General features: G+C 73.0%; 24 protein-coding genes and 1 pseudogene. 12 read left to right on the forward strand and 13 right to left on the reverse strand.

The features are described 5' to 3' along the window. Positions 1-243 precede the first annotated feature (243 nt). Together CELGI_RS08710 and CELGI_RS08715 are read left to right on the forward strand one after the other, a co-directional pair. Entirely contained in the window at positions 244-1,251 is a 1,008-nt protein-coding gene (locus tag CELGI_RS08710; protein WP_013883758.1) for an IS481 family transposase, read from the forward strand. A gap of 91 nt (positions 1,252-1,342) precedes the next feature. Further along, on the forward strand, positions 1,343-2,161 hold the full coding sequence (locus CELGI_RS08715) for an ATP-binding protein (protein WP_041574159.1): 819 nt from the start codon (positions 1,343-1,345) through the stop codon (positions 2,159-2,161). A 238-nt stretch (positions 2,162-2,399) separates the two neighbouring features. On the opposite strand, the pseudogene CELGI_RS08720 reads toward CELGI_RS08715, so the two are convergent. Beyond that, positions 2,400-2,702, reverse strand: a pseudogene (locus tag CELGI_RS08720) (MarR family winged helix-turn-helix transcriptional regulator); the annotation flags it as partial. A gap of 1,079 nt (positions 2,703-3,781) precedes the next feature. Between CELGI_RS08720 and CELGI_RS08725 the strand changes: the two are divergent. The 3 genes from CELGI_RS08725 to CELGI_RS08735 all read left to right on the forward strand — a co-directional run bounded on the left by CELGI_RS08725 (position 3,782) and on the right by CELGI_RS08735 (position 5,889). Beyond that, positions 3,782-4,324 carry a hypothetical protein gene (locus CELGI_RS08725; RefSeq protein ID WP_150104699.1) on the forward strand — a complete coding sequence of 181 codons (543 nt, stop codon included), beginning with the start codon at positions 3,782-3,784 and terminating at the stop codon, positions 4,322-4,324. Positions 4,325-4,508: 184 nt separating this feature from the next. Next, positions 4,509-4,985, forward strand: a complete 477-nt coding sequence (locus CELGI_RS08730) for a hypothetical protein (protein WP_150104700.1) — start codon at positions 4,509-4,511, stop codon at positions 4,983-4,985. A gap of 211 nt (positions 4,986-5,196) precedes the next feature. Further along, on the forward strand, positions 5,197-5,889 hold the full coding sequence (locus CELGI_RS08735; RefSeq protein WP_150104701.1) for a hypothetical protein: 693 nt from the start codon (positions 5,197-5,199) through the stop codon (positions 5,887-5,889). Between the two features lie 120 nt (positions 5,890-6,009). On the opposite strand, the gene CELGI_RS16485 is transcribed toward CELGI_RS08735, so the two are convergent. Together CELGI_RS16485 and CELGI_RS16490 are read right to left on the reverse strand one after the other, a co-directional pair. After that, positions 6,010-6,633, reverse strand: coding sequence for a hypothetical protein (locus CELGI_RS16485; RefSeq protein WP_049785545.1), 624 nt, complete (start codon positions 6,631-6,633; stop codon positions 6,010-6,012). Positions 6,634-6,749: 116 nt separating this feature from the next. Then, on the reverse strand, positions 6,750-7,520 hold the full coding sequence (locus tag CELGI_RS16490; RefSeq protein WP_049785546.1) for a relaxase/mobilization nuclease domain-containing protein: 771 nt from the start codon (positions 7,518-7,520) through the stop codon (positions 6,750-6,752). Between the two features lie 83 nt (positions 7,521-7,603). Between CELGI_RS16490 and CELGI_RS08745 the strand changes: the two genes are divergently transcribed. Beyond that, positions 7,604-8,047, forward strand: a complete 444-nt coding sequence (locus CELGI_RS08745) for an SDR family oxidoreductase (RefSeq protein WP_081465352.1) — start codon at positions 7,604-7,606, stop codon at positions 8,045-8,047. 45 nt (positions 8,048-8,092) lie between these two features. Here the strand turns inward: CELGI_RS08745 and CELGI_RS08750 are convergent, their stop codons facing one another. From CELGI_RS08750 to CELGI_RS08760, 3 genes are all read right to left on the reverse strand, one after another. Next, positions 8,093-8,674, reverse strand: a complete 582-nt coding sequence (locus CELGI_RS08750) for a hypothetical protein (RefSeq protein ID WP_013883762.1) — start codon at positions 8,672-8,674, stop codon at positions 8,093-8,095. Beyond that, complete coding sequence (locus CELGI_RS08755; protein WP_013883763.1) at positions 8,671-9,321, reverse strand: SigE family RNA polymerase sigma factor; 651 nt, start codon at positions 9,319-9,321, stop codon at positions 8,671-8,673. The genes CELGI_RS08750 and CELGI_RS08755 overlap by 4 nt, the downstream gene beginning before the upstream one ends. A 176-nt stretch (positions 9,322-9,497) precedes the next feature. Then, positions 9,498-9,959: a VOC family protein gene (locus CELGI_RS08760; RefSeq protein ID WP_013883764.1), complete on the reverse strand. Its 462-nt coding sequence runs from the start codon at positions 9,957-9,959 to the stop codon at positions 9,498-9,500. Between the two features lie 111 nt (positions 9,960-10,070). Between CELGI_RS08760 and CELGI_RS08765 the strand changes: the two genes are divergently transcribed. Beyond that, the gene (locus CELGI_RS08765) at positions 10,071-11,012 is read left to right on the forward strand and encodes a helix-turn-helix transcriptional regulator (RefSeq protein ID WP_041574162.1); all 942 of its coding nucleotides are present in this window, start codon (positions 10,071-10,073) and stop codon (positions 11,010-11,012) included. A gap of 16 nt (positions 11,013-11,028) precedes the next feature. Here the strand turns inward: CELGI_RS08765 and CELGI_RS08770 are convergent, their stop codons facing one another. From CELGI_RS08770 to CELGI_RS08790, 5 genes are all read right to left on the reverse strand, one after another. Continuing rightward, positions 11,029-11,550, reverse strand: coding sequence for a P-loop NTPase family protein (locus CELGI_RS08770; RefSeq protein ID WP_013883766.1), 522 nt, complete (start codon positions 11,548-11,550; stop codon positions 11,029-11,031). Then, a complete protein-coding gene (locus tag CELGI_RS08775) occupies positions 11,547-12,062 on the reverse strand; it encodes a GNAT family N-acetyltransferase (RefSeq protein ID WP_013883767.1) in 516 nt (171 codons plus the stop codon). The genes CELGI_RS08770 and CELGI_RS08775 overlap by 4 nt, the downstream gene beginning before the upstream one ends. Further along, complete coding sequence (locus tag CELGI_RS08780) at positions 12,062-12,622, reverse strand: hypothetical protein (protein ID WP_013883768.1); 561 nt, start codon at positions 12,620-12,622, stop codon at positions 12,062-12,064. The genes CELGI_RS08775 and CELGI_RS08780 overlap by 1 nt, the downstream gene beginning before the upstream one ends. 69 nt (positions 12,623-12,691) lie before the next feature. Next, positions 12,692-13,105, reverse strand: coding sequence for a VOC family protein (locus tag CELGI_RS08785; protein ID WP_041574585.1), 414 nt, complete (start codon positions 13,103-13,105; stop codon positions 12,692-12,694). A 10-nt stretch (positions 13,106-13,115) separates the two neighbouring features. Continuing rightward, positions 13,116-13,556, reverse strand: coding sequence for a helix-turn-helix transcriptional regulator (locus tag CELGI_RS08790; RefSeq protein WP_041574586.1), 441 nt, complete (start codon positions 13,554-13,556; stop codon positions 13,116-13,118). A gap of 139 nt (positions 13,557-13,695) precedes the next feature. Between CELGI_RS08790 and CELGI_RS08795 the strand changes: the two genes are divergently transcribed. The 5 genes from CELGI_RS08795 (at position 13,696) to CELGI_RS08815 (ending at position 18,032) form a co-directional block, all read left to right on the forward strand. Beyond that, complete coding sequence (locus CELGI_RS08795; protein ID WP_013883771.1) at positions 13,696-14,154, forward strand: hypothetical protein; 459 nt, start codon at positions 13,696-13,698, stop codon at positions 14,152-14,154. A gap of 47 nt (positions 14,155-14,201) precedes the next feature. Beyond that, complete coding sequence (locus CELGI_RS08800; RefSeq protein WP_013883772.1) at positions 14,202-14,564, forward strand: protein kinase family protein; 363 nt, start codon at positions 14,202-14,204, stop codon at positions 14,562-14,564. A gap of 95 nt (positions 14,565-14,659) precedes the next feature. Continuing rightward, positions 14,660-16,909, forward strand: coding sequence for an LLM class flavin-dependent oxidoreductase (locus CELGI_RS08805; protein WP_013883773.1), 2,250 nt, complete (start codon positions 14,660-14,662; stop codon positions 16,907-16,909). 92 nt (positions 16,910-17,001) lie between these two features. After that, positions 17,002-17,475 carry a hypothetical protein gene (locus tag CELGI_RS08810; protein WP_013883774.1) on the forward strand — a complete coding sequence of 158 codons (474 nt, stop codon included), beginning with the start codon at positions 17,002-17,004 and terminating at the stop codon, positions 17,473-17,475. 212 nt (positions 17,476-17,687) lie between these two features. Then, complete coding sequence (locus tag CELGI_RS08815; protein WP_013883775.1) at positions 17,688-18,032, forward strand: RNA polymerase-binding protein RbpA; 345 nt, start codon at positions 17,688-17,690, stop codon at positions 18,030-18,032. Between the two features lie 30 nt (positions 18,033-18,062). On the opposite strand, the gene CELGI_RS08820 is transcribed toward CELGI_RS08815, so the two are convergent. Both CELGI_RS08820 and lnt read right to left on the reverse strand, forming a co-directional pair. Continuing rightward, positions 18,063-18,845, reverse strand: a complete 783-nt coding sequence (locus tag CELGI_RS08820) for a polyprenol monophosphomannose synthase (RefSeq protein ID WP_013883776.1) — start codon at positions 18,843-18,845, stop codon at positions 18,063-18,065. Then, the gene (gene lnt, locus CELGI_RS08825; protein WP_041574588.1) at positions 18,842-20,404 is read right to left on the reverse strand and encodes an apolipoprotein N-acyltransferase; all 1,563 of its coding nucleotides are present in this window, start codon (positions 20,402-20,404) and stop codon (positions 18,842-18,844) included. The genes CELGI_RS08820 and lnt overlap by 4 nt, the downstream gene beginning before the upstream one ends. Between the last annotated feature and the right edge of the window lie 30 nt (positions 20,405-20,434).

A 20,434-nucleotide genomic window follows, 5' to 3' on the forward strand; every position in this document is an offset into this window, starting at 1 on the left:
CCTCCGGTGTGCAACCACGCGAACACCGGGTGCCAGGCTCGGCGCTGACGGTCCGGCGCTGCTCGGGCACGTTGCCGGGGCGTAGGCCACGACTTCCACACTAGGCCAGACGGCCCGCGGACAGGACTAGCTGTTGTGGCTCATGAGGTTGGTGACGCGGCTGGGGGTGTGAGGGAGGGGTAGGCCCCGGCGGCAGGATGGAAGTGCGACCAACCAACTGCTGCGCGAAGGACCTACCCCTCGATGAGCCACGCTAACGCCCCGTTCACCCCCGAAGGGCGGCTGCGGCTCGTGCGCCGCTGCGCCCACCGACCGATCGCTCACGTCGCTGCCGAGGCGGGCATCTCTCGGCAGTGCCTGTCGAAGTGGAAGGCCCGGTTCGACGAGTTGGGCGAGGTCGGGCTGGCCGACCGGGCGAGTGTCCCTCACGCGTCCCCGACCCAGCTCGAGCCCGACCTGGTCGCGTTGATCGAGACGTGGCGCCGGGAGCACAAGTGGTCGGCCCGGGCGATCCACCTCGAGCTGGTCCGCCGCGGGCACCAGGTCTCGGTCGCGACCGTCGGGCGGTGGCTGGTCCGCCTGGGCATCAGCCGGCGCCGCGACATCGACCCCGACGGGTCGATGAACCGCACCGCGGGCCGCATCACCGCCCGCTACCCCGGTCACATGGTCCATCTGGACGTCAAGAAGGTCGGGCGCATCCCCGATGGCGGCGGCTGGCGCGCTCACGGGCGCGGCTCAGCGGCGGACAAGGCCGCCCAGCGGGCCAAGACCAAGGGCGCCCGCGCCGGCTACGTCTACCTGCACTCCGCCGTCGACGGCTTCTCCCGACTGGCCTACACCGAGCACCTGCCCGACGAGAAGGCAGCGACCACGATCGGGTTCTTCTGCCGGGCACGGGCGTTCTTCGCCGCCCACGGCATCAACCGGCTGGTCCGGGTGGTCACCGACAACGGCGCGAACTACACCGCCAAGGCGTTCACCCGGACGGTGACCGCGTTCGCCTCGCGTCACCAGCGGATCCGTCCGCACACTCCCCGGCACAACGGCAAGGTCGAGAGATACAACCGGATCCTGGCCGAGGAACTCCTCTACGCCCGCATCTGGACCTCCGAGGCCGAGCGGGCCGCAGCGATCAAGATCTGGAACGTCCACTACAACTACCATCGCTGCCACACCGCCGCCGGCAACCAGCCCCCGGCCTCACGCCTCCACGCAGGCGTCACCAACCTCATGAGCCGGAACAACTAGCCAGGGTTGCCGGCACGATGATCAGCATGACAACCGAGGAAGAACTCCTGGCCGGCGTGGACACGATCGATGTCCCCCGCACCCCAGGCTTTTGAGCGTCCTCGGCGACATCGAGTTCCACCCCTGGCAGTGCATCGCCGAACTCATCGACAACGCGTTCGACGACTTCCTGCGGCAACCGTCTGACCAGCGCCCGGACCAGCCGAGCGTCTGGGTCTCTCTGCCGGGCCGGGGAAGCACCCCGCGCGACGCCGAGGTATGGGTCCGGGACAACGGTCGAGGTATGACCCTTCCTCAGCTGCGCAGCGCACTGCGCGCTGGGTGGTCCAGCAACGACCGGTTCGGCCACCTCGGGAGATTCCTGACGCCGAACGAGCCCACGGCGGGCGCACAACCAGGCAGGATGGACTGCCGCCGTCGATCCCTACCGCTTCTACACAGGACCAACGCCATGACCTCATTCGACCCGACAAGACTCCCCGAGAGGACTCTGAGCAAGTCCATTGAGGGCCCCGACGGCCAGGCCGCGGTCAAGATCGAAGCGCTGCCGATCACGAGTGGCCAGAGAATCACTCTCACCTTCGAGACCGTGGGTCCTCGCTGGCGGCAAGGTGTTTTTCTCGCTACCGCCGGCCAGCTTGTCGCAACAGGAACATCGAGCTCATCGCTTGTTCTCTGGAGTGACTCCGCGCCAGCCCGATCAGTGATCGACGTAGCTGATACGGATGGCCGCCTGGTGCTCTACAACATCTGGGACTCAGGCCGCGGCCGCGGTCCATTCGAGTCTCAGAGCGCAACCTCCGGAATGTTCGTCGAGACGCTCGCGGATCGCTCGCATCGCTATTCCTGCACGGACATTGGAGTCGAGCCTGACTTCAGCCGACTGATCTTCAGGGTATCGATCGAGTGATCTTGCTTCGGCGTGTCATCGCCTGCTTCCTCACGCTCGTCGCGGTGCTCTTCGGCACCGCGGCGGCGGGAGGGGGCTGCTGCACGAGCAGGTGACAGCTGGACTCAGGCGGCGAGTGCGACTCGAGGGGAGTGCGCCGACTCGCGTCGAGCGAGGATGACGCGCGAAGAGTCATTATCGGCGTTACGCCGAAGGGTCGCCGTGTGGTCGTCGCGCGGGTGTCAGTCGCGGGCCTGGATCAGTCCCGGGGCCGCGCGTCGGTGGTGCCCGCGTCACGTGCCGACCGGAGCCAGCGCGCCAGCAGTGACGCGAGCTCGTGCAGCTCGGCGTCGGTCAGCCCGCTCGTGAGCGCGTCGTCGACCCGCAGGACGTGGCCCGCGCCGCGCTCGACGACCGCGTGGCCGGCGGGCGTCAAGGCCACCTCGACCTGACGGCCCTCGATGGTCCGCCGCTCGACGAACCCGTCGGCCTCGGCGCGTGCGACGCGCTGCGAGATGGCACCGGCGCTCACCAGGCACCGGCGGGCCAGCTGACGCGTCGTGAGGACGTACGGATGACCGGTACGGGGCCGCGCTCGAAGATGACCGCTACTGCCTGCAGGAGCCGAGCCACTACTAGCGGGACGGCGAGATGCCGGCGGCGCTAGTAGACGAGCTCAATCGAGGATTAGCACGCGCCTTCAAGCGCACGCCCGAGCGCTGGATCTCGCTGCTCGGCCGCGACGCGGTCGCCCTCGCGCTTCCGATCTAGGTGCTCACTTCCCAGGCGACTGCGCCGCCGCCGGTCCTTGCTCCGCCTCGAGCGCCGGGATCGCAGCCCGGCTGTACCGAATCTTGCCCGGTCGAGCGATGACACCGGACGCCACGCGCCCGCGCGAGGCTGGCACCGACGTCGAACCCCCCGTCAGCCGCCAGGTTGTCCTGGCCCCTGCGAACCACGCGGGCGGCGCCGGTCACGGACGCGGTAGGCCGTTGGGCGCGGACGGACGCCGGCGACGACCAGTCACCGATGTCGGCCGTAGAGATCGGGCGGCACGTTGGGGGCTGAACTCCGTGATCCGCGCCAGACTTCACCCGCGGATTGCGATGAGCGGGGGACTCGGATGCAAGAGCCTTAAGCGAGACGACACAGACTGGACGCGGGTCTGAGTCGAGATGGCGTTGGCGATCAGCACGGGATACGGAGTATTGACGGGACGAATCAGAGTCACCGCGGTTCGGCGTGGGTGGCGTGCGCTCGGCGGTCGCTCCCGGCCCGGCGGCTGACTGGGCCAGCGGCTCCTCCAAGCCGCGGCACCCATAGGGCGTAAATCCGCAGGTCAGAGAAATGCGCAGAGTACTTCGCGACACAAGGACGGTTATCGGCGATGGCGCGACGCGGCAAACTAGTCAGCTGGTGTCGAGTGCTCTTCCTTTCGCATGTGCGCGGCCTAGGGCGCGGGTCATTGGGAGGACGCGCTGTTCTCGGCTTCAATCATGTCGTCGATGGACACGTACGGAATCACCCGACGCACCTTGACAAGCCCGGGCGCCGGGGAATCATCGACAGATGGCCGCCTCACCACCATTTCGGCAGCGTCTTGTGGCGTACGCCGCCGGGGGTCTCGTTGTGCTAGTCGCCGTGTTCGTGCAGCTGCTTGCGGTTCAGACGCCCGCCAGCGCCGACTTCAACGAACCTTGCGCCTACGGGACTGCGCAGACTCCGTGCGCCGCCAACAATCGCAGCCACTGGTACTACTACGACGGGATAGGCCCGCTCTGGAGGGCGTCGATAGAGGACTCGCGGACTGGGTCTTATGCGCTTCTCGATGGCTGGACGACGCGGGTCACGACCGACCATGACTTGTCTGACGTGCACTTCTTCTACGACGACCTCCCTGGGACGGTTGTCGGACAGAATGCGTGCGTGTCGATTCTCCCGAACGACCACTGCGCCCATTCGCATATTCGGATTGATACGGATTTCTGGGCGACTCTGGGACTTTCCGGAGTGGATAGGCAGGCCCTCGCCTGCCATGAGACTGGCCACTCGGTCGGGCTGACACATGGCGAGGCCGCGGAATGGAACCTCCTGGGATGCATGCCGCAGGACTACCCGAAACCCTCAGCGTTCCTTGGCGCGCACAATGTCTGGCATCTGGAGACTGATAATGCATACTGGTGATCGAGACCGGCGCGTTCCCCTCCGATTTGTGGCGATCACTCTCGCCGTTTCGGGAGGTCTGTTGGCTTCGTGCGCGCGGGGAGGTGGTGACGAGCCGGTCGCCCCGGTCGCTGCAGCCCGAAGCTCTGAGGCATCGCAGGTGGAGGGCCCGGCTCTCGGCACGGCTCCGACCGACGTGCTGCGCGTGGATCTCGAGTACGCGATCGGCTTTCGGACCCTCGAAGACATCCCCGAGCACGCTGCCGCGGCGGTGGTCGGCACGGTCACCTCCGAGCAGCGACGCGAAACTCCGCAGGGCGCGCATGACGACGACGCCACCGTCCGTGTGCTCACGATAGAGACGCAGACGCAGGTCGCCGGCAGTGACGTGCCGGACACCTTCCAGATGGAGACGCTGGGCTGGACGAGTCTGGGCGGCGCGGCCGAGATGCCCGAGGCCCCGTTCGAGTACCCGCGCCTCGAGGTGGGTGACCGGTTGCTGCTGTTCGTCGTGCCCACGGGCACAGGGATGCTCGACTACCTCAACGACTCGTCCGTATACGCCATCGAGGCCGGCCGGCTCTTGAGAACGGACCGCAGGGACGCCGTGTCCTCGGCACTCGAAGGGCTGACGGAGGAGAGGGCCGTCGAGCTGGTCCGCGATCTGTTCGACCGGGACTGAGCAGGTCCGTTAACTCGAAGCCGACGTGTGTGCACAGCGGGCCGTCGTGCGGATCTCGGGGGACGCGGAAGCGGCCTGGCGACAGGGGCTGCTCCAGCGTTAGCCCGGCGGCTGACTGGGGACTGGTGTCGCCGTTCGAGGGGAGAAACTCGTGCCGCAGCGCGCACTCGCAACTCCTCAGAGCCCGGACCTGCCTGACCATCTAGTGCACATGACCACCCGCGTAGGGAAGGTAGCCCCAGAGCTCAATCCAGCCATCGCCCAGCAGAGCCCGGTCGTACGCCTGGCCTCAATCCTGTGGACCGGGTGGCTTGCCTACGGATACCCGCTCGACGGCGGGGTCATGCAGAGCGCTTGCTTCACGCAGACCACGCCGTCCGCCCTGGGTGCACTGCTGTCCGGCCCGGTCCGGCGCTACTCGGGCGCCCTCGGCATCGCCTTCCACAAGCAGGCGGTCTGGAGCGCTGGCGGCGCACCTGTTCACTACGTGCGCGGCGACGACTGGGATGACTGGCAGGCCGCCGGGCTGCCTGATCGGGTGCTCGGACTCGGCGTGCGGTACTGGCCCGGATGGGACGGCCAGGCGCCCCCGGAGGCCGGCTTCTTCGACGACTACTGGCGGCGCTCTCGCTCGGAGTGGATGCATGAGCGGGAGTGGCGCATCGTGCGTCCCCGCGACGACGCCGGGCCAGGCTGGGTCTACCCCAGGGACGCGGTGTCGCACCTCCTACTCGGCCTGCCCCAGGAGCGTGAAGAGATCGCCGCCTGCATCTCGTACTGGGACCGGACAGCTGGAGACCAACTAGCGACCGCTTGGTTCGCAACCCTGCCGGTCTCGTACTACCAGCCCGGCCTCGAGCCGCCGTTCACCCCACCAACGCTGCAGGCTCCTCCGTCGAGCTGAGCGCCCCGCCCTCACGGTCACCGGGTGTCACTTGCGGCGACCGCGCCGCCGCCACGGAAGGTTCTTCAGCGCAGCGACGTACCGCGCCGACTCGTCATCGGACCGCATGGACCGAGCGGTCTAGGCATAGAACGCGACGATGAAGGCGACGGCCACGACCACGACCGCGCCGACGACAACGAGCACCAGGACGACCTCGGCTCCCGGCACCGCAGCGCCCGGTGCTCCGGGCCCGCGAGCGACCTCTGGGCCGGCGGCAGGGGCCGCGGCGCCGACGGGCTGCAGACGGGCTTGCACGTCGGCCGCGGCCGCGCCGACGTGCGCGCGCGACTCGGTCGCACGGCGCAGCTCCCCGGCCGCGCGGTGCGCATCGAAGATCGCACCCGAGAGGGCCGCGAGCTGACGCAGCATGAGCAGCTGAGCGCCGCTCCCCCGGCCGCCGCTCGACGCCTGGGCCAGCAGCAGGGCCGCACCGGTGAACGCCGCAGCAGCGGCGTCCTGGTGCTCACGTCGCGGCGTCGGGCGCCGACGGCTGTGCGCAGACCGGGCGAGAGAGTCCGCGGCCGCGGCCAGCGGTCCGGGGGTCGGCTCGGTGCGCAGCGACCAGGCCGCGAACGTGCCGGCGGCCTGGCGTGCGACGTGCTCCCACGTGTCCCTGTCGTCGACGGGGACGGCCGCCAGCTGCTGGCGCACCGCGGCGAGCTGAGCGCTGTACTGCTCCCACATCGCGGGGTCAGGCTCCATGACCTCCGGGCCGGCCAGGACGGGACGCTGCCCGCGTCGTGCCGCGTTCCACTCGGCCGCGGCGAGGCGCGCGTCCTCGGGCGTGTCCGGCCACGTGCTGCGCAGCTTCGGCAGCGTCAGGTCGTGCGCAAGGTTCCCCCGCCGTACCAGACCGGCGACTCCCCGGCCGTCGGTCGCGCTGCGACCGAGTACCCGGTGACGACGTCGTCGCGACCCGCCGCGTACCGCGGTCGCACGATCAGCCCGGCGCGCCGGGCACGGCGCACGAACTCGTCCTCGGACTGCGCCGCGGTCGCGCACGCACGGACCTTGCGGGCCAGCGCCTGGCGCGGCTCGTCGACGCGCAGCTGCGCGTCGGTCAGTCCGCGGCGCGCGCCCGCGTCCAGCGCGCTCCACGCTGGCGACGACTCGTCGCGGGTCTGCTCGTGCAGCGCGCGTGCACGGCGCCGCGCATCGGCCTCCCGCTCCCCCGGCTTCGCGCCGATCATCGGGCGCGAGGTGTCCAGCTCTTGCAGCCCGTGCGCACGCTCGAGCTCGCGCGCGATCGACTGCGCGCGCGCGAAGTCGCGGTGCACCACGGCCTTCGTCCCGTCCTCTCGGACGAGGTTCACGACCAGGTGCACGTGGTCGTTGCCGGCCTTCGACACCCCGTGTCGAACCGCGGCCCACCGGCACGCGGCCTTCGTGCCCTCCTCGTCGCCGAAGCCCATCCGGTCGATGAAGTCACGAGCGATCGCGGCCCACTGGTCGTCGGTCTTGAGGCCTTCTTCGGCGCGCAGCGACAGCGAGCAGTGCCACACATGAGCGTCCCCGTACCCGACCTTCACGCGCTTGCCGGCGGCCTCGTCCCACTTCCACAGGCCGGCCTCGACCTTCGTGCCGAACACGGTCGACGGCGCGTCCAGGTGCCGCGCGATCGCGAGCGAACAACGCCGGGGGCTTCGCCGGCACGCCCCCGCCGGCCGGCTCGCTGACCGGAGTCGCGGAGCACTGGCGGAGGACGTTCGCCGTCAACGTCGTGGGTGCGGCCCTCGTCGTCGCTGCGCTCGAGGACCGGATCGCCGCCGGAGGCACCGTCGTCAACCTCGGGTCGATCGGAGCGGAGTACGCGGGCAACCCCTACTCCGCCGCGAAGGCCGCGCTCCAGGCGTGGAGCGCCGGTCTCGCGCAACGCCTGGGCCCCCGGGACATCACGGTGAACAGCGTCGCGCCCGGGTTTGTCGAGGGCACCGACCTGTTCGGCGGGCCGTTGTCGGCGGCCCGACGCGACGCGCTGGTCGCGCGCACGGCCGTCGGTCGCGCCGGGCGCCCGCAGGACGTGGCGGGCCTCGTGCAGTTCCTGGCCTCCCCCGACGCCCGGCACGTCACGGGGCAGACGCTGCACGTGAACGGCGGGGCGCACCTCACGCGGTGAGGTCGCCCCGCCGTGCGGCTGCGCCGTCGCGACGACGAGCGTCGCTCAGGACCGCGGGTGGGCCGCGATGCAGCCGTACTGCGCCAGGATCGCGGCGGTGTCGTCCGCGTCGGTGCTGATCCGCAACGTGCCCGTGCCGTCCGGGTTCTCCCCCACCACGGCGACGGCACCGAGGCCCGAGTACGTGGGCTCAGGCGCGATGCCGTTGGCGTCGCGGACGTCCTCGACCACCTGGAAGCCCTCGGCCTCGAGGCAGCCGAGCATCGCGGCGGTCCACGCCGCGCCGGACGCCGGCACGCCGAGCTGTACGTCCGGGAACGTGACGTCCGGGTGCAGCGCACGGAAGCTCGCGAGCGCCTGCTCGGGGTCCGCCTCGTCGACGACCGGCCCGGCCGGTGTCAGGGGACGTGGCTCGTCCGCGCCGGCCTGCGTCCCGACGACGACACCGGCCGCGGCCACCGCCGCGAACCCGCCCAGTGCGACCGCCGACCGCCGACGACGCCGCAGGCGACCCGCCACGACGATCCGCTCGATCTCGCCCTCGTCCAGGGGCATGACGCGCGTCCCGTCGGCGTGCCCCGCCCATGCCGCGAACCACTGCTCGTCCGTGCTGCTCCTGCTCGTCATCGTCCGTTCCTCTCGTCGTCCGTGCTCGGTACGTCCGTGTCGTGCTGTCCCAGGACCGCCCTCAGGCGCGCGAGCCCGCGCGACGCCTGCGTCTTCACCGTGCCGACCGCCACCCCGAGGTCGTCGGCGACCTCGCGCTCGGTCAGTCCCACCAGGTAGCGCAGGACGACCACGCGGCGCTGCCGACCGGGCAGCGTGGCGAGCGCCCGCACCAGCGCGTCGCGCATCACCACGTCGTGAGCGGCGTCGGCGCACGCGGCGTCGGGCAGACGGCCGGGTTCCACCAGCCGCTCGCGCCGCCGACGACGCCAGTGGTCGATGCGCGCGTTCGCCACGACCCGCCGCGCGTATGCCGTGGGGTCGTGGCGAGACGCACGAGGCCATGCCACGTACGTGCGGACCAGGGCGTCCTGCACCAGCTCGGCCGCGAGGTGCTCGTCACCGGTGAGGTACCACGCGGTCCTGAGCAGCGTCGCGGAGGACTCCCGCGCGAACGCGCTGAACTGCGCGTCCCGGCCCGGTGGCGCCCCGACCGGCAGCACGGGCGCCGAGTCGAGCACGGGGCCCGCGGGCTCCGGGGCGGGTTGCGCCGGTGCGGCCTCGCCCGCGCCGTCCGCACGGCCCGGTGGCTGCAGCGTCGTCGTCATGCCCTTCACACGCACGACGCGTCCGGAGGGTTGACACGGCACCCGCACCGCGCGGCACCGGGCCGCCCGCCGCCCCGCGCATCGGTGCGCGCGCGGGGCCGCGGAGCGTGCCCGCGGGCCGTCCAGGTCGCCACCGTCGACATCCTGCCGCGGTGACGACCGGGACGGGCCGGGTGTCACTCGGACGGTGCCACGTCCAGGACCCAGGTGACGCCGAACCGGTCGGTCAGCATGCCGAAGCCCGGGCTCCAGGCCGACGCGGCCAGCGGTTCGATGACCTGCGCGCCGTCCGCAAGGCCGTCCCAGCAGCGCCGCACCTCCGCGAGGTCTGCCCCGCGCACCGACTGGAAGAAGCTCTGGTCGGTCGTCGTCATCCCGTTCTCGCGGCTCGTCCGCCCCGCGGTCACGGTGCCGTCCGCGTCGTCCGCGCCCGGGACGTCGTACGCCATGAGGCGCAGGCCGTCGCCGGCGTCCAGCAGGCCGAACACGACCTTGTCCGCGCCGGGCACGTCCCGCGGCATGCCGACGTCGCCGTACGTGGTCAGCGTGAGCTCGCCGCCGAAGACGCTCCGGTACAGCTCGAGCGCCTGGCGGGCGGTCCCGCGGAAGTTGAGGTGCGTGGTGGAGGTCAGGGTCACGGCGGTCGTCCTCTGCTCGGTGGATCGAATGTGCGGCGGTCTGCCGCACACGACGACCCTGGACCCCGTTGCGGACAGACCGTGTCCGCAACGGACGGCACAATCGGCCACATGACCGGGGCCCCGTCACGCATGCTCGCGCTGCTCTCCCTGCTGCAGGCGCGCCGGGACTGGCCGGGCGCGGTGCTCGCCGAGCGGCTCGGGGTCACGGCCCGCACGGTGCGCAGGGACGTCGACCGGCTCCGCGAGCTCGGCTACCGCGTGGACGCGACCCGCGGACCCGACGGCGGGTACCGGCTCGCCGCCGGGAGCACGCTCCCGCCGCTGCTGTTCGACGACGAGCAGGCGGTCGCGATCGCGGTCGCGCTGCGGGCCGCCGCAGCGGCCGGGGTGGACGTGGACGATGCGGCGGCGCGCGCGCTGACCACCGTCCGGCAGGTCATGCCCGCACGGCTGCGCCACCGGCTCGACGCGATCGAGTTCGAGCAGTCCCCGCCCGGGGCGCGAGTCGAACCAGCCGTGCTCGAGGCCGTGAGCGCCGCCGTCCGGGACCGGCGCACGCTCCGCCTCGACCACGGCGGCGGGCCGCCCCGCCGCGTCGAGCCGCATGCGCTCGTCGCCCGGCGTGGCCGGTGGTACCTGCTCGCCTGGGACCTGGACCGCGCGGACTGGCGGACGTTCCGGCTCGACCGCGCGACGCCGCGCTCCCCCGCCGGTGCGCGGTTCGCGCCCCGTCCGCTGCCGCAGGGCGACCCCGTCGCCTACCTGGACGCGCGCTCCCGGGGCGCGGCCGAGGGCGGCGGATGGCCCTGCACCGGCGAGGCCGTGCTCGCATTGCCGCTCGCCCAGGTGGCCCCGTGGATCGGCGACGGGCACGCCGAGGAGGTCACCGCGACGTCGTCACGCGTGGTGCTCGGGTCCTGGTCGTGGACGGGACTGCTCGCGCATCTGCTGCGCTTCGACGCACCCTTCACGGTCGTCGGCCCGCCCGAGCTGCGCGCCGCGGTGGACGCCCTGTCCGCACGCCTGGCCGCCTCCGCGCAGCCGGGATGAGGGCCGGGCGACGCGGTCAGGGGCGCGGCTCCCACGCGAGGACCTCGTCGCGCAGCTCGTCCGCGGGCCGCGCGCTGTCCAGCCGCAGCACCGGCACGGCCAGCATGGCGAGCCACTCCTCGTGCCGTCGACGGCTGCGCCCGGTGAAGTCGGGATCGTCGTAGCTGCGGGCCCACGCCACGAACGCCGGGTCCGCCGGGCGCCCGTACCGCTCGCGTTCGCGCTGCTCGAGGCGGCGCAGCCGTTCCGCGGGATCGAGCGTGAGGAAGACGACGGCATCGCACCGCGCGACCAGCGCATCGCCCCAGCCGAGCATCGAGCCTGACAGGACCCACGCCTCGCGCGGCGCGAACACCTGCTCCATGAGCGCGACGCGTTCGGCGACGGGACGCACGCGGGCGTACGGCGGGTCGGTGGGCTGCCAGTAATAGTCGTCGGCGTCGGCGTGCGGAACCGACCAGGCGTCCGCGAGGGCGCGTGCGAGCGTCGTCGTCCCCGAGGCGCTCGCCCCCGTCACGTGCAGGCGGGCTCGCCTCATGCCCGGCGCTCCGGCGCGCCGGTCCGGGCCCGGGCACGCCAGACGAGGTCGAGCTCCGCCTGGCCCGCCGGGCTGGGCTCGACGCGCTCCACGACGAAGCCCTCCCGCTCGTAGAACGCACCGGCGCGCCGGTTCGCGGCGACGTGCTCGACGCACAGCCGCGGGGCGGTCGGCGGGAGCCGCTCCTCGATCGCGGCGATCAGCTCCCGCCCGATGCCCGAACCCCGATGCGCGGGGTCCACGTACAGCTTGTAGATGACGTGGTCGTCGCCTGCGAGTCCGTGCTGCGCGACGCCGACCAGCGCATCGCCGACGGTCGCGACGAGCAGGCGCCCGGCCGCGACGGCCCGGGCCAGGTACTCCTCGTCCCACCACCGCGTCACCTGGCCGCGCGCGTGCTCGGCACCGATCAGCGGTGCGTAGTGCGCGTACACGTGCGTCGCGCCGAACCTGCGGACGGCCGGCAGGTCGCCAGGACGGGCGGACCGGACCGTGACGGGGACCGCGGGCATCAGAACGGGAGCGGGCCGTGGTCGGTCGGCACCAGCAGCAGCCCGACCACCTGGCCGTCGTCGGCCACCGCCACGCGGCCGTGGACCTGGCCGGCCTCGCACTCGAGCGTCGTGGCGCCGACGACGGTCCCCACCAGCTCGTCGTCCGACGAGACCGCGCCGCCCCCGGGCAGCTCGACGTGCGTCCCGGCCGCGCCCTGCAGCGTGCCGACCTCGGCCAGCACGCGCCGCCAGGTCTCGGCGATCACGTCGGGCGTGAGCTCGCGGGCGGCCTGCGGGTGCAGCAGCGGCATGAGCGTCTCGTAGTCACCGGCCGCGATGAGCGTGAAGACGCGCTCCGTGAGCCCGACCACGTCGGCGACCGACCGCGGTTCGATCCTGGTCCCGGTGCGCGGGTCCACCGGCCTGCCGAACCTCTTGAACGCCGCCTGCCTGCTCATCCCGAGCTCCTCCCCGATCTGCGCCCAGGTGCTCCCCTGGGCGCGCGCCGCCTGGACCGCCGCGTCGAGCGTGCGGCGTGCCTCCTCGAGCGCCTGCTGCGCCGAGCGGATGTCCTCCATGCGCAGCAGTCAACCAACGGTTGACACAACTGTCAACCGTTGGTTGACGCCCGACGCGCCGGCGACCGGTCAGGCGGGGCGGCCCTGGATGCGGATCATGTTCCCGGACGGGTCCCGCACGGCGCAGTCGCGCACGCCGTAGGGCTGGTCCGTCGGCTCCTGGACCACCTCGACGTCGTGCTGCTGCAGCCGCTCGAACGTGCCGTCCACGTCGGCCGTCGCGAGCACGACGCTCGCGAACGTGCCCTTGGCCATCATCTGCGCGACGACCTCCTGCTCGTCGGCCGTCACACCCGGGGACGCCGCGGGCGGGTAGAGCACGATCGCGGTGTCCTTCTGGTTCGGCGGACCGACCGTGATCCACCGCATGCCGGCGTAGCCGACGTCGTTGCGCACCTCGAACCCGAGGACGTCGCGGTAGAACGCGAGCGCGACGTCCGGCTCGGACTGGGGAAGGAAGCTGGTGTGAATCGTCATGTCCATGCGCGCCACGCTAGGCGCGGCCGGCACGCGCTGCTTCTCGATTCCTGACCGGTCGGGTGACCTGCCGCGCGACGCACGCCGGCATCCCGGCGGTCGCCTCGGCGTGCTCCCGCCGGTACACGCTCGGGGGCACCCCCACCAGCTCCGTGAAGCGCGTGCTGAACGTCCCCAACGACGAGCAGCCGACCGCGAAGCACACGTCGGTGACGCTCAGGTCGCCGCGCCGCAGCAGCGTCATCGCGCGCTCGACCCGTCGGGTCATCAGGTACGAGTAGGGCGGCTCGCCGTAGGCGAGACGGAACTGCCGGCTGAGGTGCCCCGCGGACATGTGCACACCCCGCGCCAACGCCTCGACGTCCAGCGGCTGGGCGTACTCCCGGTCGATCCGGTCCCGCACCTGCCTCAGGAGCGCCAGGTCGCGCAGGTGCTGCTCGCGCTGCGTCTCCCCCACGAGCGTGATGCTGCCACGCCCCACCGGCCCGCGTCTCGTCCCCCGGCGCCGCCCCGACGCCCGATCCGCGGACGGCCCTCGTCGTGCCCCGCGGCCGGTCGCTAGGTTCGGCCGCACACACCACCACGAAGGGGGCGCAATGGACAGGTGGGAGACCGCCGAGCAGGTGCTCGGCGCGCGCAGGGAGCTCGAGACCGCCATCCCCGGGTGGCGCCCGCCCGCAGCGCACGGCGTCGGGCTGGTCCCGTCCGCCGCGCCGGGCCCCGCGCCCGAGCACTTCGCGCTGCTCAACACGTGGGAGCACCGCCTGCCCGGCGTGGTCGTCGCGACGGTCGTGGGCCACGTGGGCGGCACCGCGTCCTACCTGCTCTCGCGCGCCGAGCTCGAGCGCGCGGTCGCGCTGCTCGCCCCCGCCGAGGCCTGCGACAGGTGGGAGCACCCCAACCTGCGCACGTGGCGCGACACGTACCTGCCGACGCTCGACCACGACCCGGATGCGCACGTCGTGGCCGTCTTCGTCGACGACCAGCCCGTGGCGGGCGACGACGCCGCGGTGGACGCGTTCGTCGCCGCGCTGGGCGCGCGCACGGACGCGTAGCCGCAAAGCCCTCGACGTGCGGGAGGCGGGCTTGCTGTCCTGACCCCATGACGCACCGGATGCACGACGACGAGCTCGACCTCGACCCACAGCTCGTGCGTGGGCTCCTGGCGGACCAGGTGCCCCACCTGGCGCACCTGCCGGTCGAGCGTGCGGCCTCGACCGGCACCGATCACGCGATCTTCCGGCTGGGCGACGCGTTCGCGGTGCGGATGCCCAGGATCGCGTGGGCCGCAGGTGTGCCGGAGCAGGAGGCCACGTGGCTGCCGCGCCTGCACGGCCGCCTGCGGGTGACCACTCCCGCGCTCGTGGCGGCGGGCCGGCACGGTCGCGGGTACCCCGTGGTCGTGGACGGTGGTGAAACTACCGGGACCGCAACCCCGCGCTCGCGGCCAACGCCCGGCATGTGATCCGGGAGGTCCTCGCCGAGTTCGCTGCCACCTGACGGAACACCGGCGCATGCGGCACGGTTGGCACGACGAGGACCGACGGAAGGGACGGCGACATGCCGGACTACGGCCACGAGCTCGCCTTCGGGAGCTTCCTGACACCCGCCGCGAGCGACCCCGCACGCGTCGTCGCGCTGGCCCGGGCGTCCGAGGACGCGGGGCTGGACCTGGTGACGTTCCAGGACCACCCGTACCAGCCCGGCTTCCTGGACACGTGGACGCTGCTCACGTGGGTCGCGGCCGCCACGCAGCGCGTGCAGGTGGCCGGGAACGTGCTCAACCTGCCGCTCCGCCCGCCTGCCGTGCTGGCCAAGGCGGTCGCGACGCTCGACCTGCTCTCGGGCGGGCGGGCCGCGCTGGGCATCGGCGCCGGAGCGTTCTGGGACGCGATCGCGGCGATGGGGGCGCCGCGCCTGACGCCGGGCGACGCGGTGACGGCCCTCGGCGAGGCCATCGACGTGATCCGCGGGCTGTGGGACGCCGACGAGCGCGGCGTCCTGCGGGCGGGCGGGGCGTTCCACGCGGTCTCCGGGGCCAAGCGCGGCCCAGCGCCCGCGCACGACGTCCCGATCTGGGTCGGTGCGTACAAGCCGCGGATGCTGGCACTGGTCGGCCGGCAGGCCGACGGCTGGCTGCCGAGCCTCGGGTACCTCGACCTCGCGGACGCCCGGGCCGCGAACGCGCGCATCGACGACGCGGCGCACGAGGCCGGCCGCGACCCCCGGGAGATCCGGCGGCTGCTGAACCTCGGCAGCGGCCGGGTCCAGCCGACCTCCGCGGGATTCCTGCAGGGACCCGTGGAGCAGTGGGTCGACGAGCTGCTCCCCCTGGTGCTCGAGCACGGGTTCGCGACGTTCATCCTCGGCGGCGACGACGAGCGCGCGCTGGCGGCGCTGGGCCGGGAGGTCGCGCCGGCCCTCCGGGAGGCCGTGGCCGCGGAGCGCGGCGCGGCCGGCACGGGCACCGGGCCCGTCCGGACCGCGGCCGCGCTCGCGGCACGGGTCCCGGGCGTCGACTACGACGCCGTGCCCGCCGGGCTGCGTGCCGTGGAGCCCGGCGACCGCGCGTACGCGACGGTACGGTCGACGTACGTCTGGCCCGGCGCGCCCGCTCTCGTGCTCCAGCCCCAGACCAGCGAGCAGGTCGCGCAGGCCGTCCGGTACGCCCGCACGCAGGGCGTGCCCGTCGCGGTGCGGTCCGGCGGTCACGGCATCGCCGGTCGGGCGACCAACGACGGCGGGATCGTCGTCGACGTGGGCCGGCTCGACGCCGTGGAGGTGCTGGACCGCGCCGCACGTCTGGTCCGGGTCGGGGCGGGTGCGCACTGGGGCGACGTCGCGGCCGCACTCGCACCGCACGGCCTGGCCATCAGCTCCGGGGACATGGGCGACGTCGGCGTCGGAGGGCTCGCGACCGCGGGCGGCCAGGGCCTGCTGGGCCGGTGGGCCGGGCTGACCCTGGACCGCGTGCGCGCGGCCGAGGTGGTCCTGGCGGACGGGTCGGTGGTCCGCACGGACGCCGACCACGACCCGGACCTGCTGTGGGCCGTGCGCGGAGCGGGTTCGCACGTCGGCGTCGTCACGTCGCTGGACATCGAGGCGAGCGAGCTCGGCGACGTGGTCCTCGTGGTGCTGACGTACGACGCGAGCGACCCGGCGCGCCTCATCCACGGATGGGCCGAGCTCGTGGACGCCGCACCCCGTGAGCTGACGAGCTTCCTCTCGCTGTGGCCCGGACGCGGCGCGACACCGCCTGCGGGCTACGCGATGACGGTGTGGGCGGGCGACGACAGCGACGCCGCGGTCGCGGCGATCGAGCCCATGCTGGGACTGGCACCCGTGCTGCAGCAGCAGGCGCAGCAGCTGCCGTACGCGGCGGTCCTGCCCGCTCCGCACGCGCGGCACTCGGGCGCGGCCGAGGTCGGCGTGCGGGGTGGGCTGGTGGACCGTGTCACGCCCGACGTCGCCGGGGTGCTCGCGGACGTGCTGCGCGGCTCGCTCGCCGACATGGTGCAGCTGCGGGCGGTCGGCGGTGCGGTCAACGACGTGCCTGCGCAGGCCACCGCGTACGCGCACCGCACGCAGACGTTCTCGCTGCTCGCGACCACCACGGCGGACCGCAGGCCCGCGCTCGACGCGCAGTGGTCGCGGCTCGACGCCGACATCACGGGCGTGTACCGCAGCTTCGACACGCATCCGGACCGGCTCCCGCTCGTGTACCCGCCGGCCACGCTCGAGCGGCTGCGCGCGGTCGTCGCGCGCGTCGACCCGGCCGGCGTGTTCGGGTCCGACCTGCCGCTGGGCTGACCGGCCGACCCCAGCCCGCTCCCGTACCTGCCTGCGCACGGGGCGGGGCGCGGACGGCCGGTCCGCACCCCGCGGACGGGCACCGTGCCCGGATGACGAACGCGCGCGACCTGCCCGGCGACGGCTTGGACGACCACGGTCCCGACGACGACCTCGCCGACGTCGCGCCGCTCCTGCGCGCACCCGTGCGCCGGCCGGCGGACGTGCTGCTCGCTCTCGTCCCGGTCGTGGGCCCCGAGGCCGGCGGGCCGCTGACCGTCTGGTGCCTGGTCCTCGACGCGGACGACGTGCCCCTGCCCTTCGTCGTCGTGATCGACGATCCGCCGGTCGCTGCCGACACCGCGTTCGCCGCGGACCTCGCGACCACGCTGGCCCGGGTGCTCGACGAGAGAGCGCTCGGCGGATCGGTCGTCGTCGCGTTGGTCGGGCGCCTCGGGCAGCGCCCGGACGCGTGCGCGCAGGCGTGGACGGACGTACTGGGGGCCGCCGCGCGCGCCACCGGGGTCCCGCTGCGCGCCGTCGCGGCGATCGGGCCGCGCGGCTCACGCGTGCTCCGCTGGTGGTGACGCGACGCACGCACCCGCGTCGAACCGGGACGAACCCGGGCACCGGCACGCGGGCGTGGCGGACGTCACGTCCCGGAAGGTGAGCCTGCCCTGCGTTCTCCGCGTGCGTTCACGATCCCTTCACGCCACCCTGGAACACTGGAGCGTTCCCCACCGTTGACCCCGGTGGAACTCATTCTCGAAGGCCGCAACCCGGCACGGAGGTCAATCCCATGGCGAACAGGTCCCTGCGCGGCATGCGCATCGGGAGCCAGAGCATGGAGTCCGAGGACGGCGTCGACTTCGCCCCCCGGCTCCAGGCCCACTACGACTGCCCCAACGGGCACACGATCATCCTGCCGTTCTCGGTCGAGGCCGACGTCCCGGTGGTCTGGGAGTGCCGGTGCGGCGCCGAGGCGCTGCTGCGCGACGCGTCGCGCCCCGAGGTGAAGCCCGGCAAGCCGCCGCGCACGCACTGGGACATGCTGCTCGAGCGCCGCACGATCGGTGAGCTCGAGGAGCTGCTCGACGAGCGCCTCGACCTGCTCCGCTCGGGCAAGCTGCGCCGGTCCGCCTGACGCCACGCGGCACCTGAGCCGCGGCCGCGGTCAGACGCCGGTGCGCTCGCGCGCCCGCCCCTTCCGGAACGCTCCCGCCACACGGCGGGAGCGTTCTGCTATGCCCCACTGCGTGACCTTGACGAGCGCCTCGACCACGATGTCGCGGCTCATCTTGGACGCGCCGAGCTCACGCTCGACGAACGTGATCGGTACCTCGACCACGCGCGCGCCCGCGCGCACCGCGCGCCACGCCATGTCCACCTGGAAGCAGTACCCGCGCGAGGCCACGTCGCCCAACGTCATCTGACGCAGCAGGTCGGCGCGGTACGCACGGAAGCCGCCCGTCGCGTCGTGCACCGGGATGCCGAGCATCAGCCGGGTGTACGTGTTCGCGCCGCGGGACAGCCACTCGCGGTTCTTGGGCCAGTTGACGACCTCACCACCCGGCACCCACCGCGAGCCCAGGACCAGATCGGCGTCGGGCACGCGCGCGAGCAGGCGCGGAAGGTCCTGCGCACGGTGCGAACCGTCGGCGTCCATCTCCACGACGACGTCGTACTCGCGCTCGAGCGCCCAGCCGAACCCCGCGACGTACGCGGTGCCGAGCCCGAGCTTGCCGGTGCGGTGCAGCACCGAGACCGTGCGCCCGACGCCCGCGGCCTTCTCGTCGGAGGCGATCTGCTCGACCAGCGCTCCCGTCCCGTCCGGGGACGCGTCGTCGACCACCAGCACGTCCGCGTGCGGGACGTGCTCGAGAAGGCGGCCCAGGGCCACCGGGATGCTCTCGCGCTCGTCGTACGTCGGAACGACCACCAGGACCCGCGTGCTCACGCGGCCTCCCCCCTGTTCGTGCCGCGCAGGCGCGCGGCTCCCACGGCTCCGGCGACGACGGAGCTCAGGGCGAGCGCGTCGACGATCCAGGCCGGCCAGCTGCCGAGGCGCGTCGCCCATGTCTGCGAGGTCCGCAGCGGGAGCGAGGCGACCATCTGGTCCGCGGTGAACAGCTCGGTCCGCTCGGTGACGGCGCCGTTCGGCCGGATCACGGCGCTCACGCCGACCGTCGAGATCTGGACCGTGGCGCGCCCGTGCTCGACCGCACGCACCCGCGACATCGCGAGCTGCTGCAGCGACTCGTCGGACCAGCCGAACGAGGCGTTGTTGGTCTGCACCACGAGCACCTCTCCCCCGGCGCGCACCGCGGAGCGCACCAGGCCGTCGTATGCGACCTCGAAGCAGATCACCGTGCCGAGGCCGACGGTCCGCCCGAGGCGGGGCGACTCCAGGGGCACGTACCCCGGTTCGTCCCCGGGAAGCATGTCACGTGTGACCAGGTCCACGGCTGAGGAGAAGTGCCTGGCGATGCCGCGCATGGGGATGTACTCCGCGAAGGGCGCCGGTCGCTGCTTGGTGTACGTCGCGACCACGCCTTGTCCGGGCTCCCACAAGACTGACGTGTTGTAGCGCCCACCCGACTCGGGATACTGCACGGTGCCCACGAGCATGGGCGCCTGGAGCGCCCGCGCGGCTCCGTCGATCGCCGCCGCAGCCGCCTCGTCCACCTGCGGGTCGATGTCGGTGCCGTTCTCGGGCCACAGCACCACGTCGAGCTCGCCCGGCTCGACCCGGTCCAGCAGCGCGCGCGTGCCCTGCACGTGGTTGGCGAGCACCTGCGCGCGCTCGCCGAACGCGTCGAGACCCTCGCCGGGGACGTCGCCCTGCACGGCACCGACGACCAGCTCGCCGTCCTGCGCGCCCGAGTCGAGCGGCACCAGGAAGCCCGCGAGCACCACGAGGCACGCCGCCAGTCCGGACGCGGCCGCACCCAGCAGGTTCGCGCGGCGCACCGTCACCCCGGCCTGCCCCAGCAGCACCCCGACGACGCAGACCAGCGCGCTCAGCAGCGGGACGCCGCCCCACGAGACGAACGGCAGCAGCGGCGAGTCCGCCTGCGAGAACGCCAGGCGCCCCCACGGGAAGCCGCCGAACGGCCACACCGCCAGCAGCTCCTCGGTGGCGACCCACACCAGCGGGAACACCACGAGCTGCCACCCACGGCTGCGCCGCACGGCCTCGCCGCGCCGCGCCCAGGTCCACGCGGCACCGAACGCCGCGACGAACCCGGCGCAGACCAGCGCCAGCGCGATCCACGGCACGGGGCCCACCGCGACGTCCGCCCACGTGATGAGCCACGGGAAGAACCCGAGCCCCCAGACCAGCCCGACGAGCGCGTTCCACCGTGCGCTGTCCCTGCGCAGCGCGAGGAACAGCAGCGCCATGCCGACGAACGCCAGGGGCCACCAGTCGGTGCCCGGGAAAGCCAGCCTGGTCAGCGCGCCGCCGACCGCCGCGAGCAGGAGGGTCCAGAGTCGGGACGGACCGGCGGGAGGCACCGGCACAGCATAGGTGAGGAACCCGTGCGA

The organism is Cellulomonas gilvus ATCC 13127 (assembly GCF_000218545.1).
GTDB lineage: Bacteria > Actinomycetota > Actinomycetes > Actinomycetales > Cellulomonadaceae > Cellulomonas > Cellulomonas gilvus.

What these genes read in the sequence shown, in the direction of transcription:
- CELGI_RS08795 (WP_013883771.1), top strand. Translation starts at nt 13,696, where the DNA reads ATGGACAGGTGGGAGACCGCCGAGCAGGTGCTCGGCGCGCGCAGGGAG.
- CELGI_RS08800 (WP_013883772.1), top strand. Translation starts at nt 14,202, where the DNA reads ATGACGCACCGGATGCACGACGACGAGCTCGACCTCGACCCACAGCTC.
- CELGI_RS08775 (WP_013883767.1), bottom strand. Translation starts at nt 12,062, where the DNA reads ATGCCCGCGGTCCCCGTCACGGTCCGGTCCGCCCGTCCTGGCGACCTG.
- CELGI_RS08755 (WP_013883763.1), bottom strand. Translation starts at nt 9,321, where the DNA reads ATGACGACGACGCTGCAGCCACCGGGCCGTGCGGACGGCGCGGGCGAG.
- CELGI_RS08815 (WP_013883775.1), top strand. Translation starts at nt 17,688, where the DNA reads ATGGCGAACAGGTCCCTGCGCGGCATGCGCATCGGGAGCCAGAGCATG.
- CELGI_RS08805 (WP_013883773.1), top strand. Translation starts at nt 14,660, where the DNA reads ATGCCGGACTACGGCCACGAGCTCGCCTTCGGGAGCTTCCTGACACCC.
- CELGI_RS08710 (WP_013883758.1), top strand. Translation starts at nt 244, where the DNA reads ATGAGCCACGCTAACGCCCCGTTCACCCCCGAAGGGCGGCTGCGGCTC.
- CELGI_RS08735 (WP_150104701.1), top strand. Translation starts at nt 5,197, where the DNA reads ATGACCACCCGCGTAGGGAAGGTAGCCCCAGAGCTCAATCCAGCCATC.
- CELGI_RS08785 (WP_041574585.1), bottom strand. Translation starts at nt 13,105, where the DNA reads ATGGACATGACGATTCACACCAGCTTCCTTCCCCAGTCCGAGCCGGAC.
- CELGI_RS16485 (WP_049785545.1), bottom strand. Translation starts at nt 6,633, where the DNA reads ATGGAGCCTGACCCCGCGATGTGGGAGCAGTACAGCGCTCAGCTCGCC.
- CELGI_RS08770 (WP_013883766.1), bottom strand. Translation starts at nt 11,550, where the DNA reads ATGAGGCGAGCCCGCCTGCACGTGACGGGGGCGAGCGCCTCGGGGACG.
- CELGI_RS08780 (WP_013883768.1), bottom strand. Translation starts at nt 12,622, where the DNA reads ATGGAGGACATCCGCTCGGCGCAGCAGGCGCTCGAGGAGGCACGCCGC.
- CELGI_RS08810 (WP_013883774.1), top strand. Translation starts at nt 17,002, where the DNA reads ATGACGAACGCGCGCGACCTGCCCGGCGACGGCTTGGACGACCACGGT.
- CELGI_RS08750 (WP_013883762.1), bottom strand. Translation starts at nt 8,674, where the DNA reads ATGACGAGCAGGAGCAGCACGGACGAGCAGTGGTTCGCGGCATGGGCG.
- CELGI_RS08765 (WP_041574162.1), top strand. Translation starts at nt 10,071, where the DNA reads ATGACCGGGGCCCCGTCACGCATGCTCGCGCTGCTCTCCCTGCTGCAG.